This is a genomic window from Aureibaculum luteum (genome assembly GCF_003449015.1).
GTDB classification, from domain to species: Bacteria; Bacteroidota; Bacteroidia; order Flavobacteriales; family Flavobacteriaceae; genus Aureibaculum; species Aureibaculum luteum.
The window spans coordinates 200746-217329 of the sequence record NZ_QRGD01000004.1; the positions used below are offsets into that span (position 1 = coordinate 200746).

The following is a 16584-nucleotide window of genomic DNA, read 5'->3' on the forward strand; positions in this document are numbered from 1 at the left end:
TTTAATTTAAATTGTATTAAATAAAACTATACTATTTCAAAATAAGTATCTGGGTCATTTTTATCGAAGGGTTCATTAATCCAAAATAATGTAATTAATTCTGTATCTCCAATATTTTTTATATTATGTGTAAACCATATTGGCATATCAACATACGCAGGTTGGCTCCCATCTAAATAATAATTTATAACTTCATTAGAATTTACTTTTCTTAATTGTATCAAGGCCTTACCACTAATAACAGCAAAACGCTCAACCTTTCTTGTATGATAATGATTACCTCTGGTTATGTCAGGTTTTGTGGTTGAATAAGATGATTGTCCCGAAGTATTAGCCCTCATAATTTCAACAAAAGAGCCTCTTTGATCAGTATGTTTGGTGTATTTTCTAGGAAAATAATCAATTGGAATAAAGCTTGTGAAAGTATTAAATAAGTTGATGTGAAACGAATCTCTTAAATCTGGTACTACTCCATTATCTAAATAATCAGATTTAAAAGAAGTTACCAATGTTAAAATTTCAGTTACTTTTTTTGTTGCAGTGTGTTTTACATTATAGGAAATGACCTGCTTTTCTGTTTTAATTATATCTTGATAAAACACTTCAGATAATTCATTAACATAAATTAAACTAAGTTGACCATCAACATCTATCTTCGGAATTTCATTATTAATCACTTGATAGCAAAAAGTTGACACCACAGAATTATAATAGGGTTTCCCAAATGGGCCATAAACATTAGGTATAATTAAAGTAGATAAAGAAGATTTATTCTTTTCCGCCCATTGTTCCAAATATATTCTACCATCTTTTTTAGACTTACCATAGAGATTGTCACGTTCTTCTTGGGTTGATGATGAAAAAACAATTTTAGGTGACACCGCTTCAATATCACACGCTTTCGTTATTTTTTTTACTAAATTTAAATTTGTGTCATAAATTACTTGAGGATTATCGTGTCTATTCATAGCGGCAAGGTGAACTATTACATCACATTTTTTTACAAATTTTTGCAATAAGGAATCATCGTTAAAATACCGTTTCTCAAAGTTTACACATTCCACGTCATCTTTTAGTTCCAAATAATTGTATAAATGTGACCCCATAAAGCCTGATTGACCTGTAATTCCTACTCTAATCATATTACTTATTATTTAATTTCACATTCCAATCTGTCCATAAATTTTTATCAAACCTAAATTCGTCATTAGGTACTTCATTTAATAAGAAATCAGAAAAAATCATTAACTTTGAATTAGCCTCAATACTTTTGAAACCATTTACATATCCTTTTGGTATAAAGAGCACTTGAGGTACATTTGATTTTAGAATAAATTTTTGTGCTTTCAATTTTTTGGATGGATTGTCCCAATTATCAATTGCAACAAGTCTAACATCAACAATACCTTGTAAACAATAAAACCATCTCGATTCCACTTTGTGGCCTTGCCAAGCTCTAATAATCTCCGTATTAGCATTTGATGAAAAATACATTCTCTTTATACTTACTAATGAAAAATTATTTACAAATTCTAATTTACCTCTTTCATCTTTAAAAATACCGCCCTCAATTAATATTGGTTTTAAAGATTGATCCATATTTAATTATCTAAATCCTTTCTAATTTCTTCTAATTTTAATAATAACTTCTCAGTACCTTTAACATCAAGTCTATCGGTGTTATGAGAATGGTATTCCTCAACAATACTCATATCAGTTTGCCCTTCAGAGAAAAACTGGTTATAATTTAAATCTCTATTATCAGCAGGGATTCTAAAATAGTCTTTCATATCTTCTGCTTTGACCATTTCTTCTCTATTTACTAAAGATTCATATAATTTTTCACCATGTCTTGTTCCAATAATTGTAATATCACTCTTTGATTTATATAGATTAATTAAAGCTCTGGCTAAATCTTCAATTGTTGAGGCTGGAGATTTTTGGACAAATATATCTCCTTGATTTCCATGTTCAAATGCAAATAACACCAAATCAACCGCATCATCTAAAGTCATCATAAAGCGAGTCATATTTGGATCTGTAATGGTTAAATTTTCACCTTTTTTTAATTGATTAACAAATAAAGGAATTACTGAACCTCTACTCGCCATTACATTGCCATAACGCGTACCACATAAAACTGTATTCTTTGCATTTCTAGATTTTGCAACCATTACTTTTTCCATGAGTGCTTTAGTAATACCCATGGCATTGATTGGATATACAGCTTTGTCAGTACTTAAAACTACCACTCTTTCAACACCATGCCTAATTGCAGAATCTAATACATTTTCTGTACCTAAAACATTTGTTTTTACTGCTTCCATTGGAAAAAACTCACACGATGGCACTTGCTTTAAAGCTGCAGCATGAAAAATATAGTCAACCCCAGAAACGACATTGTCAACAGATCTTAGATCTCTTACATCACCAATATAAAATTTTACAGAATTATCATTTAATATTTTTCTTAAATCATCTTGCTTTTTTTCATCTCTACTAAAAATTCTAATTTCTTTAAAAACTTTGTCTTTGAGGAATCTATTTAGTACTGCTTGACCAAATGAACCAGTTCCGCCTGTTATTAAAAGTGTTTTGTCTTTGAACATTAATATTTAATTTTGATTTCTGTTATTTAATTCCATTATTATATTACTCCAATCCTCAGCTACGATAATCATAGCTTTTTCTGATAAATGAATACCATCGTACCTATACTCTTTACTTATATACTTATCGGTATCAGGACCGATAAATACATTTGGAATTTCAGTTGCAATTGCCATTTGAGCTTTTCTTATTTCATTACCTATCGGTGTTTTAGCGGTGGGACTATATGAAGTTATAGATAATATCATGGGTACATCTTTTACGAAGCTGTTTATTCTATTTATTAACTCATTTAACCTTAGCTTATAATCCATCAAAGAAGTTTCTATCAAATTATCTTCTTCTCCTTGTTGCCATAAAATATAATTTGGTGAAATATTATTAGCTTTAAGTTGATTTAACGTATTTATTAGTTTTTTATGATATTTACCTTCAACATTCCAATCAGAGACCGTTGAACTTCCCTCAGCTATGTTTACTAATAAGATATGATCAAATACTTTGTTTCGTATTAAATTTGCAGAACAAGGGATCCAAACACTACCTTTATTACCTGAAGCTCCCCTTATAGGATCTTTTGCTAAAGAAACACTATTATTATTAAAAGAATAGACATTTTTATTTGATGTAAAAACCTTAGCTCCATAATTAGCGGCATTTGATTGCCCTAAAATTAAAACAACCAAACCTTTTTTATTGTTTTTAAATTTATTAATTATTTCCGCTGTGTACTCAACTACTCTTTTTTTTTCTTGTTTTTTAACAAGAAAAAATATGATCAAGAAAAAAAATATTGACGCAATAATTACAACAACCAATATGTTACTCATTTTTCTCAATATTCTTTAAGAATTCTTCTAGATTTAAAAAGTTTTTATAATTTCGTTCTAACCATTCCTCTTCTTTATCCCACCATTTTGTTTTTTGAATTTGGTCTATAAAACGTTCTTCAATTCTAAATTTAATATGCTTTGCAGGAACCCCTCCAACAACTTCATAGGGTTTAACATCTTTAGTAACAACAGATCCTGCAGCTACAATAGCTCCATTCCCAATAGTAACGCCACTCATAATTATGCAATCATTTCCTATCCAAACGTCATTTTTCAATATAATTTCATCATACTCTTTAAAAAGATCTTTATCAGAGAATGTTTTGAAACCTTTATTATTAGCATAAAATGCGGGGTGTGTAGAAACTAAGTTAGTTGGATGCTTACCTAAACCAAATTGAACATTGGATGCAATAGAACAGAATTTTCCAATAACTGTATGTCCAACATGCGTTTTTGCATTTACATAACTATGATCGTCAATTGTTGAATTACTAAGTGATACATCATTGCTTAGAAGTACGTTTTTACCAATTTTAGAATTATTAATAATTACGTATAACCCCAATCTAAGGTTTCTATTTTTATATTTTTTTAATTGCTTATACCTTTTATAATAAGCATAAATTAATTTAGGCTGTAGAAGTATTAAAATATTCTTCTTATTTATTCCAAATGCCATATGCCTTATTGTTAATTAATTTTTTATACTGTATCGGTGCAATAAACGGTGAGTAAAAATTAGCAATAATTGAAGCTACGACCACACTTTCAATACCCCAATGTAAATATTTTATTAAAAAGATGGCTACCGGTATAAATATAAGTGAACCTATTAACAACGAATACATTTGAATAGATAATTTCCCAACTCCATTAATAAACATATTGAAAATTCCTCCAAAAGTAAATAGTAAAAAATATATTAAAAGGGCTACTTTTAATCTTGTAGTAATTATAATGCCTTCCATTTCTTTTTTACTCAACCAAAATTCAAAAAATTTATCCGATATTAGAAATAAAAATATACCCATTACAAATAAACCCAACCAGACATATAGTAAGTTTTTTGTAGATCTTTTTATCCAATCGATATCTTTAGTTACCCATGCATCAGTATAAGCAACCCAAAATGGTGCGACGATAATAGTAAAAATCATTGTTATCACCGAAAATAATTTATAAGCTATTTGAAAAGGTGTTACTTCCGCCGGTCCATAAAACTGTGTAATAATAAAATTTGATGACTGAAACATTACTAATGCTGACATCTGAATTAAAAAAAATTTAAATCCAAGATTTAAAAGGTCTTTGGCGTATTTAAATTTAACGAATTTTATAGAAGGTGCCATTTTTTTATAATCATTTTGATAAAAATAAATAGTTGCAACAATAATTACAGTGACAGGAACAGCACTTAAAACCCAACCTAAATAAATTAATGATCCTTCCGTAGTTCTAGTTAAAACATAGATAATAATTAGCATGATAACATTTCCAATTGGTCCCAAGGCATAAGCAATTGCGGGTCTTTGGTCTGCAGCTAATACTGTTTTAATTAGGCTTAAGACAAACGAAAGAAAGAAAAAGCTAAATATAATAAAAGTCAGGGAAGTTAATTCCTCAGCTAATATCTCATCAGTATTTAAAATATAGTTCCAATCAATGAAAAAATTCCCTATTAAAAAAAGAACTGCCACCACCCCAATTACAATACTCAAAATAGCATAAGTAGTACTTATATATATTCTTGCAAGTACATAATCTTTATTCGCAAGAGCTTCTGCTAACTTATTCTTTAAACCACTACCCAAACCGATTTCAAAAAAAGCAAACCAACCCAGAAATGAGGTTAAGGTAAGCCATATTCCGTAAGTAGTTTTATCTAAATATTGTAATGTAATTCTTATCATTAAAAAACCAACAATTATACTAAGGCCCTTAATAGCAAATGAAGCTACAATATTTTTTTTTGCTTTTACAGACCTTTCATGTCCTTTAAAAAAAGAACTCACATAACCCAAATATTTATTAAACATGCTTTTTTACTTTTTTTAACATCAAATTTGATTTTTTTTGTTCTACAAAATATTTATCGGCAAGTACTGCAAATAGTAGCCCTAATTCAAGTAAAGAAAATGTTACTAAAGTAAGATTGGCAACAGCAAAACCTAAAATCGCAATAAAGGGTGCCCAATGTGCAGTATTTTTTGCATTTCGATACATTTTCCTTAGAAAAAAAAATAAAAAACTCAAAAAAAGAATTCCTCCTACGAAACCATACATATAAAATAATGATAAATATCCAACATGTAATTGAGAAGATTTCCTGGCCAACGCATTTCGTAATTCGTAATCTTGTCTTCCCGTACCTCCCATTCCATATTTGATATCTCCCTTGCCAAAGACTGCATTTTTCCAGTATAGTTTATTAAATACCTGAATGGCTAATAATCTAGTACCCGCAGATTTTTCGCTAACTTTACTTTTTCCTTTTTCTAAAACTCTTTCGTTTACTATACCCTCTGCATTAACACCTATTGCATTTAAGGTAAAATAGGATATTATTAAAATAAAGGGTATGACAAATAAATACTTCAAAAATTCATTAAATTTATCATGATGTGTAATTAAAACTACAATAAAAACCATCAATGTGTTTACCATTATCCATCTAGATTTTGTAAGCAAGGAATAAACAACTCCCAATAAAATCCATAATAAAACTCTTTTACTATGCTTCCTTTTATTTAAATCTTCAACAACCAATAAAAAAATAGGAACAAAACCCAAACCATTTGTAAGGGATCCTACCCAAGAATAGATTGAATGTAAACGCTCAACATTACTAGTCCCAGAGGTATTTTCATCAACCATGTCTTCTCTCAAAAAGAAATTTGCACTATACGCTTGTTGAATTAGTATAGTAATTACAGCTAGAATTATGATTTTTTTACTTATTTTGAAAAGATATTCGAAATATTTCTTATTTATGGAAAGATTTTCAATAATAAATAACAGATTAAAAGCACCTATTAATGCATTTTTATAAAGGTATGCTATTTTAAACTCCCTATTTAATTGGTAAAAAGCTGAATGATATACATATAAAATAAACAGCAAATAGAATAATAAATAAGTGGGGAATTTAATCGGGTTAGATTTATTTCCATAAATCAAAATTAAAAAGACTCCAATGTAAGTTAAGACCGTAAGCGTTGAATTAAAGTCCATCTTTACAATTCCCAATGAGACATATGCAAGAAAGGGAGAGAACATCAAAATTAAAATGATGAACCTGTTGAACTTATTTGGTATGGTATAGTAACGGCTCAATTATTTCTTATTAAATATTTCTTCTTGTTCGTTCCATAACTCGTCACATAACCTATTTAAAGGTAATTCTACATCACCAAATGTCAATGCCTGATCTTTAGGAATATCATTTAGAACATGGCAACCTTCAGCCAATCCCATCGGTAATAAATTTTCTTTTCTTGAAACATCAGAATTTTCACAAACTCCATACGTTTTATAGCCTCCAATTTCATCGACTTTATCTCCTTTCTTTAAATCGGTTTTGGCAATTGTAATAACATCAACAACTGGTCCGCCTATAGCCGCAACTATCGTATCATTAAAATCTACCATTCTAGCAATTGAAATTGGTATTTCGAAAAACAACAAATGATAAGGAATGTAAAAACTATATAATGGTCCTTTACCTAATTTTCCATAGTCCAAATATTTAATAGACAAAGGGTCATCTGAAGTAGCATAAACGAATACACCTGGGCCCGGTTTTGCTCCAACAATAAAATCAACAACACCACCAAGTTCCTCAAGTTTTTTTACATCATAAATATCAGTAAGATTATCAATATGATCCTTAGATTCATACCCCAGCATGCCTCGTTTAGCAACCTTCATTCCAGTTGCATTTGCAATACAAGCTTGTTCACAGGAAACTTTAGTACCATCAGCAAAATTGGTTGCCATAACTGGAGACATCCCCCAACTTTCCGCAAATGCCTTTTGTGTACTTGGTGTTCTGTACTCATCGAGCATGCCCTTTATATTACCACAAACCAAAGGTTTAAATCCCATTTGCTTAACAAAACGAAATAAATTTAAGGTAACACCTGGTTGATCACCTTCTGCAACACTATATTTAACACCTGCTTTATCCGCTTTATATTTTAAAATAGGGCCCAATGTAGCATCTAGTTCTGCGTTAAAGGATAAAATATCTTTCCCATTTTTAATACAATCTAAAGTCAACTTCGCAGAAAACTCAATAGATCCTGTCATATCTACTATTATATCAATATCCTTTGACTTAATTAATAAATTCAGATTTTGAGTAATAATTGCAGTGTCAGATTCGATTGCCTTTTTGAATTCTTCTGAGGTTTCAACAATCTCATAATCAATAATTCCTGATACTTTATAAGCATTAATAGGTCTTTCAACACTTCTATTAAAAGTAGCAATAACTTTCATACCTGCCGTATGTCTTGTTATCTGATTAATTAATCCTTTGGCCATTTCTCCTGCTCCTACAATTCCTACTTTTATTGGATTATTGGCTAATTCTCGTTCGTTTAATTTGTTATCTACAATTATCATTTATAACTTATTTTAAAAAGGACTTTTATAATTTTCTAACGCAATTAACTGCTGATCTTTATCAGAGACTATTGGATTTATGTTTGGCCAATCTATACCACAACTATCCCACTTTATGCCTCCTTCACTTTCTCCATTATACATTGTTGTGGTTCTATTTAAAAATAGTGCACCATCTCCAATAACATAAAAGCCATGTGCCATGCCCCTAGGTATATATAATAGATTTCCGAGATTGGAATCTAATATAATACTAAAGTGTTTTTTATATGTAGGAGAGTTTTTTCGTAAATCAACTACCACATCAAATATTTTTCCCGTTAAACATGTAACACATTTTACATGGTCGTAGGGTGGCTCCTGAAAATGAAGGCCTCTTATCACATTTTTACCTGAAGTAGAATAATATTCTTCTGGGAAATTTGTTTCGAGATTAAGATTTTTAAAAGTATCCTCATGAAAGGTTTTAACTAGTTTACCCCGGCTATCTTTAAAAACCTTTGGCACTAACTCAAAACATCCTGGTATGGTAGTTATAATTTTTTCCAACTTAAAATTTCAAAGATTTAGAATATTCTGTTATTTGCTTTTCAGTAATATTTACTATTTGATCTTGGTTTTCAAAGGTATTTTTATACCATTCCGCTGTGTTTTTTACAGTAGTTTTAAAATTCCAGACCGGTTGCCAATTTAGTAAGTGGTAGGCTTTGTCAATACTTAAATTTAATAAAAATGCCTCATGTCGAGCATCTTCCTTTTTATATGTCCAAGATCCCCTACCCCAATTCTCTAAAATTTCTTTTACCAATACTTCTACTGTTTTATTAGAAGCCGATAATGGTCCAAAATTAAATCCAGAGCAATAGGTATCTAAATCTTTATCATCAAGATTTAATAATCTATTACCTAATACTAAATAGCCTCCTAGAGATTCTAACACATGTTGCCAAGGTCTCGTAGCTAATGGATTTCTAACAAATATCTCTTCATTTTTTTGCAATGAACGCATACAGTCTGGTACAATTCTATCATCAGCCCAATCGCCACCGCCAATAACATTTCCTGCTCTAGCTGAAGCAACTTTTACACCATGATTATTATAATCATTTATATTAAAAAAAGATCTTCTCCATGAAGAAACTACCAACTCAGCAGCCCCTTTACTCATAGAGTATGGATCATAACCGCCCATAGGGTCATTTTCTCTGTAACCATGGATCCATTCTTTATTTTCATAGCATTTATCAGAAGTAATAACAACAATGTTTGTTGATAATCCTAATTGTCTAACTGCTTCTAAAACATTTGCTGTACCATTAATATTTGTTTCTAACGTTTCAATAGGGTTGTCATATGATTCACGAACCAAGGACTGAGCAGCCAAATGAAAGATTATATCAGGTTTAATTTCCTTAATACATTTTTTTAGTGACTCTAAGTCTCTAACATCATTTCTATTATGGTTACTATGTTTATTTAATTGTAACTGGTTAAAAAGCGATGGAGTTGTTGGAGGCTCTAATGCATATCCAAAAACTTCAGCATTCAACAACAATAGCCATTGAGACAACCAACTGCCTTTAAAGCCAGTATTACCAGTGACCAATACCTTTTTTCCTCTGTAAGTATTTTGAAAATCTAAATTCATATGTTACCAATTTTTCCAAGCTGGAGAACCTTCATTCCAAATTTCTTCTAAAACAGTTTTATCTCTTAAAGAATCCATGCTCTGCCAATAACCTTCATGTTTAAAAGCAGATAAGTGACTTTCTTTAGCTAATTTTTCCATGGGTTCTCTTTCCCAAACAGTTGCATCCCCCTCAATATAATCAAAAATTTGCGGTTCTAAAACAAAAAAACCACCATTTATCCATGCTGTTTCACGAGTTCCTCCTTTTGGCTTTTCTCTAAAATTATCGATTTTATTATTATCTTGCTCTAAATTAAAAGCTCCATATCTTCCTGGTTGTTGCACGGCAGTCAGTGTTGCTAAACTGTTTTGTTCATTATGAAATTTTAATAAATCATTAAAATTAACATCACTAACACCATCACCATAAGTTAAAAAGAAGGGCTCATTACCTATATACTCCTTTACCCTTTTAATTCGACCACCAGTCATTGTATTTTCACCTGTATCTATCAAAGTAACCTTCCAAGGTTCTATACTATTATTAATTATTTTAGTTTCATTATTTTTCAAATCAAAAATAACATCAGAAGAATGTAAATAATAACTTGAGAAGAATTCTTTTATCATATGCCCCTTATAACCACAACATATTATAAAATCATTATGTCCATAAGAAGCATACATTTTCATAATATGCCACAATATGGGTTTACCTCCAATTTCTACTAAAGGTTTGGGTCTGATTCCAGTCTCTTCACTCAATCGTGTCCCGAAACCACCGGCTAAAATTACTGTTTTCATTTTTCTTTTTTTTAATTTTTAATTTTTAATTTGTGCAAAAATCTAATATTTTTTCTGAAATAATTCCTATTTCATATTTTTTTGAATCTAATTTTGCTTTTTCAGCTATACTATTTCTTAATGTTGCATTTTCCATTAAAAAAGCTATTTTTTCAGCTAAAAGATGGACATTCCCTTCGGGTACTAAATATCCATTTTCGCCATCGTCAATAATGTCACTTGGCCCAACTTTGCAATCAAAACTAACAACAGGCAATCCTGCTGACATAGCTTCGAGTAAGGCATTTGGAAACCCTTCTGAAATTGATGGCAAAACAAAAATAGATGATTTATTTAGCCATTTATCAATATTTTTTTCCACTCCTGGTAATAGTACCTGACCTTTAATATTTAAATCATTAATTTGTTCTTCTAATTTTTTTCTTAAATTACCTTCTCCTAAAATTACAAATTTCCAATCTTTATTATTTATCAATCTACAGGCCTCCAACAGAAAAAATTGTCCTTTTGCTGGTATTAATCTACCTACATTAAGTATTATTTTTTCTTTTTTTTGATGGTCATCTTTTATAATTCGAACAGGATTAGGTATTATTCTTATGTTTTTCACTCCAGTTTCCTTTTGAATTATATCTTTAGCAATTTGGGTCATAGTAATAACGCCTGCTGCTTTTTTATACAATAATTTCCTTAAAATTCTTTCAAATTTATTTCTTTTCCTAAAAGGACTCATGGCATCTCTGATAAAAATCTTAATCCCTAAACCTGAAGTGGCCAATAACGTTAATATATTGGTGGTACTTAATATACTAATAACAAAATCAGGATTTGATTGTCTTATAGCATTCCGTAATTTTAAAAAAGTTTTAATACCTGTTATACATCTTGAAATTCTATTTTTACTTGAATATCCTAATGCTTCTATTTTTACATTTTTAGAAATTGAATAAAATGGTTCTCCTGACCGAAGTAATATGATTCTTACTTCATGATTACACGATGACCAATAATTAGCCAATTCTGTAATGTATCTTTGACCGCCACCATGATCTAATAAGGGAGTTACTAAAATAATTTTCATTATCTTATTTTTACAAATAATGATTTAAAAAATAACATAAATACACTTGAAAATGATTTAAAAGATGATACCGGACTTTTTAAAATTGCTAATTTTGAAACCCACCTAGTCTTTTCCATTTCCTTTTCATCGAGGATACCTCTTTTGGAATAATCAATTTTTAAATTTTCTTGATTTAAAAATTTAATACCCCAAGGCACCCATTTACCTTTAAAAACATAACCACTATTCCATGTATCATAGATGTGCCCATGCTTTTCAACATACGTCAAATCAATACTATAAAAACCATCCTTTCTTATCCAAGATCGGTAACCACTTATTTTTTCCGACATAAATACATTCTCATAATTCTTTAAATATTTGTCTAAAATTTGCTTTTTCCATAATCCAGGAATTAACAAAAATCTATGTTTGCAAAGAGGAGCAATTTTTGCTAGCCCGTCAATATTTGAAGCTTTTTCTATCCAATAAACCCTATAACGTAACAATCTTATATGATCAATCTCCTTATGCTTATACATTAAACTTACGAAATATTGAAATTTTTCAAAATTAACTTTAGATCTTAAAAAATAATCTTCAGATATAGGTAAGATTACATCATACTTTGCTTCCTTTATACTGTTTTTTAATCTTTGTCCCCAAGGAGCATTTACCCCATGAGCAATTGTTCTAATATTTAAACCATCAAATTGGTAAGGTTTTGTTGTCGTACTTAATATTATATCAAAATTTTCAGCTTCTGGAAAATATTTTTTCAATAAAGTAAAAAAAGGATCCCAACAATCTGAATAACCATCATAAGAACATACAATAAGGGAAATCATAAATTATTTTTTTAAAGCTTTACTTATTTTTATGGCTTCGCCATTGTCAGTCACAATATTTAATGACTAAACTACTTAAAATTTGATACAATTTCTTTTCTAAAAAGAGTTCAAAGATAAAGAATGTCAACTAAGTTAACGTTCAAAATAATATTTAATTATAATTACAAATATTAATGCTTGATTAAAGACATTAGAATTTTCATGGCCAGACAAATATGTAAAACAAAATTATGAGCCTAGAGTTATTGTTGAAATTTTAAACACGTAAAGCAAACTACTAATTTTCAATAGAAAAACTGAAATTGAAAATAATTTAATGCGAACACTTATAGGGTATATTAACTCACATTCATAAAAAAAAATTACGAAACAACAATTAAGTTACTTATTTGTGTCCATTCATAAAACTTAAAAAGATTAAGTCGTTACAAATCTATTAATAATAGATTTGAAGTATATAATACTATTTAGCTGTTTATAATTAAAATTAAAAAACGATTAAACAAATTGATATTATTACTAATTTAGCTTAATCATAATATCAGAAAATGAAATTAAGCTTTATTATACCTTTGTATAATGCTGAAAAATATATTGAGCAGTGTCTCTCTAGTATCCATAACCAATCAATGATTTTAAACGATTATGAAGTAATTGTAATTGATGATGGTTCTAGTGACAATGGTATATTAAAAGCAAGAAAGATTGCTAAAGAGTATAGTAATATGGTGGTTTATCACCAAGAAAACAAAGGTGTAAGTGCTACTCGAAATAGGGGTATTGATTTAGCCAAAGGAGATTACATTTGGTTTATTGATTCAGATGATTATATTATTTCAGATACCGCCAATATACTTTTATCAATAGCAGAAAAATACGATTTAGATATTCTTGAATTTAAGATGGTAAGAACGGAATCAAGAACCTTAAATAAAACTTTTCTAGGTAAAAAAAACTCAAAACAGCAAATATCTATATATAGTGGCAAAGAATATGCAGCCTTAATTGATTTAAATGATAGTACTTGCACCAACTTATATAAAAGACAATTTCTAATAAATACTAAAATTAGGTTTATAGAAGGTAAAGTTATGGAGGACATGACCTTTAACGCTGAAGTTTTTCCTAAATCAAATAAAATTGCTTACTTCCCATTGGATGCCTATCGATATGTCATAAATCCAAATTCGATTTGGACAAATAAAGAATCGAAAGCCTTAAGAAAATCAATTGAAGATTTTATCTTTATGACTATAAAATTCAATCATTTTATTTCGGAATATAAAAAAAATAATATTGGTACATCTATTATTGAAACCAAACAGCAAAACATGCTTTTCAATATCTCTAAACGCCTGTTAACGTCTGATTTTAAAATATCTGAAATAAACAATAAAATTAAAGAGCTTAGCCAAAATAACTTATATCCTATTCACCCCTTTAAGGGAAAAGAATTTTACAGGAAATTAGAAACCTTTGTCTTTAATAGAAAATATTTGTTTCTATTATCCGTTTTTATTTATAGAATATTTAAAAGACCTATTGATTATTTTGTTATAAAAAAATACCAACGTAATAAAGAAAAACATATAAAAAATACAATTGTGAATTTTTAATTGCAAAATGACAATTTTCTCCACAATTTATTAATTAAAAGAGTTTATAAAATAAATCTTGCTATACGCAAAATTCCAATATGTCATTTGATATTTTTTCAATGGAATATTTATTTTTTATCTTTTTTGCATTTATAGAAAAATTATTTCTTAATTCTTTATTATCCATTAATAGTTTTATTTTATCTATAAAAAGATTCATATCCCCAACTGGGACTAAAAAGCCATTTTCACCATCTTCAATCATTTCTGCAGGCCCTGTTATACAATCAAAACTAACACATGGCATTCCTGCTGCCATTGCCTCCATTAATGCAAGACCCCATGCTTCTGAAATAGAAGGAAATGCAAATATAGAAGATTTTGACAACCACTTACCAACATCTTTTTCAGCTCCATTTAATGTAACAAGATTGTTTATGCCCAAATTATTAATTTGCTGTTCCAAATCTTTACGCAATTCACCTTCACCAAGAATAACAAATTTCCAATCAGGTCTATTAATTTTTTTACACGCTTCTATAAAATACTTTTGCCCTTTTGCACAATTTAGCCTACCAACATTTAAAACAATTTTTTCTTTTTTAATAGTTTCATCGGTTTTTAAGTCAAAAACGGGGTTCGGTATTGTAATTATATTTTTACAACCCGTTTCATGTTGAATAATTCCTTTTGCAAAATCAGTCAATGCAATAACACCTGTAGCCTTTTTATAAAAAAAATTACGGCATCGGTTTTCAACTTTACTTCTCGACCTTAAGGGACTCATCACATCCTCCACAATAACCCTGATTTTTAAAAATCGCGTTGCTAAAATAGTTAAAACATTGGTGGAGCTTAAGATACTCAGTACAAAATCAGGTTTAATCGATTGGATTTTTTTTCTAAGTTTTATCGATGTCTTTAATGCACTTATAACTTTTTTTATTCCTCGTTCTCCGATTAAATTTAATTCAGTTACGACTACTTCTGAATTTATAGTATAAAAACTTTTTCCTTTTCTTAATACAATTATGTTTACAAAGTGACCTTGCGATGACCAATAGTTAGCTAAGGCGGTAATATAACGTTGCCCGCCTCCTAAATCGAGTAAGGGTGTTACTAAGACTATTTTCATAACAAATATTTGAGTTTAGGAAAATATTGCGAATAATAAAATTCCATAATAGTTAAATCAGATGTTCTTATCAAGATGTTACTCATTACAAAAAAGCCACTAATTAAATTTATTCTTTTTATAAATTTAATTAAAGGGTCGAAAACATAGGTTTCTTTATTTTTTTGCTAAAAAGCAAGGATGATGATTGTGCTAAAGTTTTACAAATTCCAACCTTAATTACTTTTCACAGCAAATAAAGAAATAACACAATTATTTAATTTTATATATACACTTATATAGATAAGTCTATATAATAAATTTACCCCTTACAATTAGTCTTAAAAATGTATTGAAGTTATTTAAAAGTAGTGAAGCAACTTAATATCAAGATTACTATTTAAGTTCTATTAGGTGTAATCTCAATATCCTTTTTCATAGCATATAAAAATAAATAACACAACGAATTTAACATTTTTTTTTTCAAAACAAAAAAAATATCAAAAATAGGGGGAAAAACCCATAATTATAGGGGGAAAAACCCCTTTTTTTATGAATTTAATAAGTTGTATGCTAATAATCTATAAATATATATCAAATATAAACTCATTATTTAGTTAAATCGAAATAAAATAGTAGAAACAGCTATAATTAACCACTTCTTTTTTTGTAATATGCAAAAAAAACATTAAATAACTAATAATTCAATAAATACTAAAAAAAAATGTAAGCATTATCTAATTTAAAATTTGGATAATAATATTACAAAGCAATTTATAATTCATATAACCAATTTCCAATACAATAAAACTACGTTAAGGAGCTTTTTAATCTTTTACTTCACCTACCGAAAATTTTTTATTTTCATTTTACTCATGCAACACTAATTTAGGAAAACATACGGCAACAAGACTTATAATATGATTTCGGTTAGCCTAGAAACATAATAAGAAGGTTATATATTCAATTATTTACATGCCATTTTCAAAAGGATGTTTTGAGATTTCATTTGTTGCAAATGGATCATAATCTCCTTGTAATAGAGAAAATTCACCATTTCTTATTTTTTGTACTATTTAAATAGACTGTCTAGCCCTTTGCGAGTAAACTTCTGTTCATTAAAATTTTCGCTTTTGTTAATATCATATTTTCAAAGAAAAAAATTAGCCAAAAATCCTAACATAGAAATCACACTTTTAAAATTTTTATCGAAATTAATAAAAAAACGAAACTGACGTAGGCCATTTCGCAAGCTTACAATATAACTTTATATTGTATCATAATTAAGAACAAAAGTATAGCAATGCAATAAAAGCCTTGGTAGTAAATACAGTGATTAATTTTAAGGGTGTAATGGCATAGTAAAAGGTTTATATAATAACAAGAAAATCGTAAAGAATATTTTACAACCTGTAATATACTGTCTTTAGTTATACCAGATTACATCTAAGT

15 protein-coding genes are annotated in these 16584 nt (G+C 28.8%); 1 reads left to right on the plus strand and 14 read right to left on the minus strand.

The genetic code is table 11. The features are described from left to right. Window positions 1-26: 26 nt before the first annotated feature. The 13 genes from D3P13_RS11540 to D3P13_RS11600 form a co-directional block, all read right to left on the minus strand. Window positions 27-1142, minus strand: a complete 1116-nt coding sequence (locus tag D3P13_RS11540; protein WP_117882533.1) for a polysaccharide biosynthesis C-terminal domain-containing protein — start codon at window positions 1140-1142, stop codon at window positions 27-29. Between the two features lies 1 nt (window position 1143). Further along, window positions 1144-1599: a WxcM-like domain-containing protein gene (locus tag D3P13_RS11545; RefSeq protein ID WP_117882535.1), complete on the minus strand. Its 456-nt coding sequence runs from the start codon at window positions 1597-1599 to the stop codon at window positions 1144-1146. A 2-nt stretch (window positions 1600-1601) separates the two neighbouring features. Then, a complete protein-coding gene (locus D3P13_RS11550) occupies window positions 1602-2609 on the minus strand; it encodes a polysaccharide biosynthesis protein (protein WP_117882537.1) in 1008 nt (335 codons plus the stop codon). Window positions 2610-2615: 6 nt separating this feature from the next. Beyond that, window positions 2616-3440 (minus strand): sialate O-acetylesterase, encoded by an 825-nt coding sequence (locus tag D3P13_RS11555; RefSeq protein ID WP_117882539.1) that lies wholly within the window; start codon window positions 3438-3440, stop codon window positions 2616-2618. Then, window positions 3433-4125 (minus strand): xenobiotic acyltransferase family protein, encoded by a 693-nt coding sequence (locus tag D3P13_RS22385; RefSeq protein ID WP_117882541.1) that lies wholly within the window; start codon window positions 4123-4125, stop codon window positions 3433-3435. Before D3P13_RS22385 ends, D3P13_RS11555 begins: the two co-directional genes overlap by 8 nt. Beyond that, window positions 4106-5482, minus strand: a complete 1377-nt coding sequence (locus D3P13_RS11565) for a lipopolysaccharide biosynthesis protein (protein ID WP_117882543.1) — start codon at window positions 5480-5482, stop codon at window positions 4106-4108. Before D3P13_RS11565 ends, D3P13_RS22385 begins: the two co-directional genes overlap by 20 nt. Continuing rightward, window positions 5475-6677: an O-antigen ligase family protein gene (locus tag D3P13_RS11570; RefSeq protein WP_157972901.1), complete on the minus strand. Its 1203-nt coding sequence runs from the start codon at window positions 6675-6677 to the stop codon at window positions 5475-5477. Before D3P13_RS11570 ends, D3P13_RS11565 begins: the two co-directional genes overlap by 8 nt. Window positions 6678-6779: 102 nt before the next feature. Further along, complete coding sequence (locus tag D3P13_RS11575) at window positions 6780-8072, minus strand: NAD(P)H-dependent oxidoreductase (protein ID WP_117882547.1); 1293 nt, start codon at window positions 8070-8072, stop codon at window positions 6780-6782. A 12-nt stretch (window positions 8073-8084) separates the two neighbouring features. Next, the gene (rfbC, locus tag D3P13_RS11580; protein WP_117882549.1) at window positions 8085-8621 is read right to left on the minus strand and encodes a dTDP-4-dehydrorhamnose 3,5-epimerase; all 537 of its coding nucleotides are present in this window, start codon (window positions 8619-8621) and stop codon (window positions 8085-8087) included. A 1-nt stretch (window position 8622) separates the two neighbouring features. After that, window positions 8623-9720: a CDP-glucose 4,6-dehydratase gene (gene rfbG / locus D3P13_RS11585; RefSeq protein WP_117882551.1), complete on the minus strand. Its 1098-nt coding sequence runs from the start codon at window positions 9718-9720 to the stop codon at window positions 8623-8625. A gap of 3 nt (window positions 9721-9723) precedes the next feature. After that, window positions 9724-10506 carry a glucose-1-phosphate cytidylyltransferase gene (gene rfbF / locus D3P13_RS11590; protein WP_117882553.1) on the minus strand — a complete coding sequence of 261 codons (783 nt, stop codon included), beginning with the start codon at window positions 10504-10506 and terminating at the stop codon, window positions 9724-9726. A gap of 25 nt (window positions 10507-10531) precedes the next feature. Continuing rightward, window positions 10532-11587: a glycosyltransferase family 4 protein gene (locus D3P13_RS11595; RefSeq protein WP_117882555.1), complete on the minus strand. Its 1056-nt coding sequence runs from the start codon at window positions 11585-11587 to the stop codon at window positions 10532-10534. After that, window positions 11587-12417, minus strand: coding sequence for a hypothetical protein (locus D3P13_RS11600; protein WP_117882557.1), 831 nt, complete (start codon window positions 12415-12417; stop codon window positions 11587-11589). The genes D3P13_RS11595 and D3P13_RS11600 overlap by 1 nt, the downstream gene beginning before the upstream one ends. 551 nt (window positions 12418-12968) lie before the next feature. Between D3P13_RS11600 and D3P13_RS11605 the strand changes: the two genes are divergently transcribed. Next, window positions 12969-14036: a glycosyltransferase gene (locus D3P13_RS11605; RefSeq protein ID WP_117882559.1), complete on the plus strand. Its 1068-nt coding sequence runs from the start codon at window positions 12969-12971 to the stop codon at window positions 14034-14036. 61 nt (window positions 14037-14097) lie between these two features. Here D3P13_RS11605 and D3P13_RS11610 read toward each other — a convergent pair whose 3' ends face one another. Beyond that, window positions 14098-15153 (minus strand): glycosyltransferase family 4 protein, encoded by a 1056-nt coding sequence (locus tag D3P13_RS11610; protein WP_117882561.1) that lies wholly within the window; start codon window positions 15151-15153, stop codon window positions 14098-14100. Between the last annotated feature and the right edge of the window lie 1431 nt (window positions 15154-16584).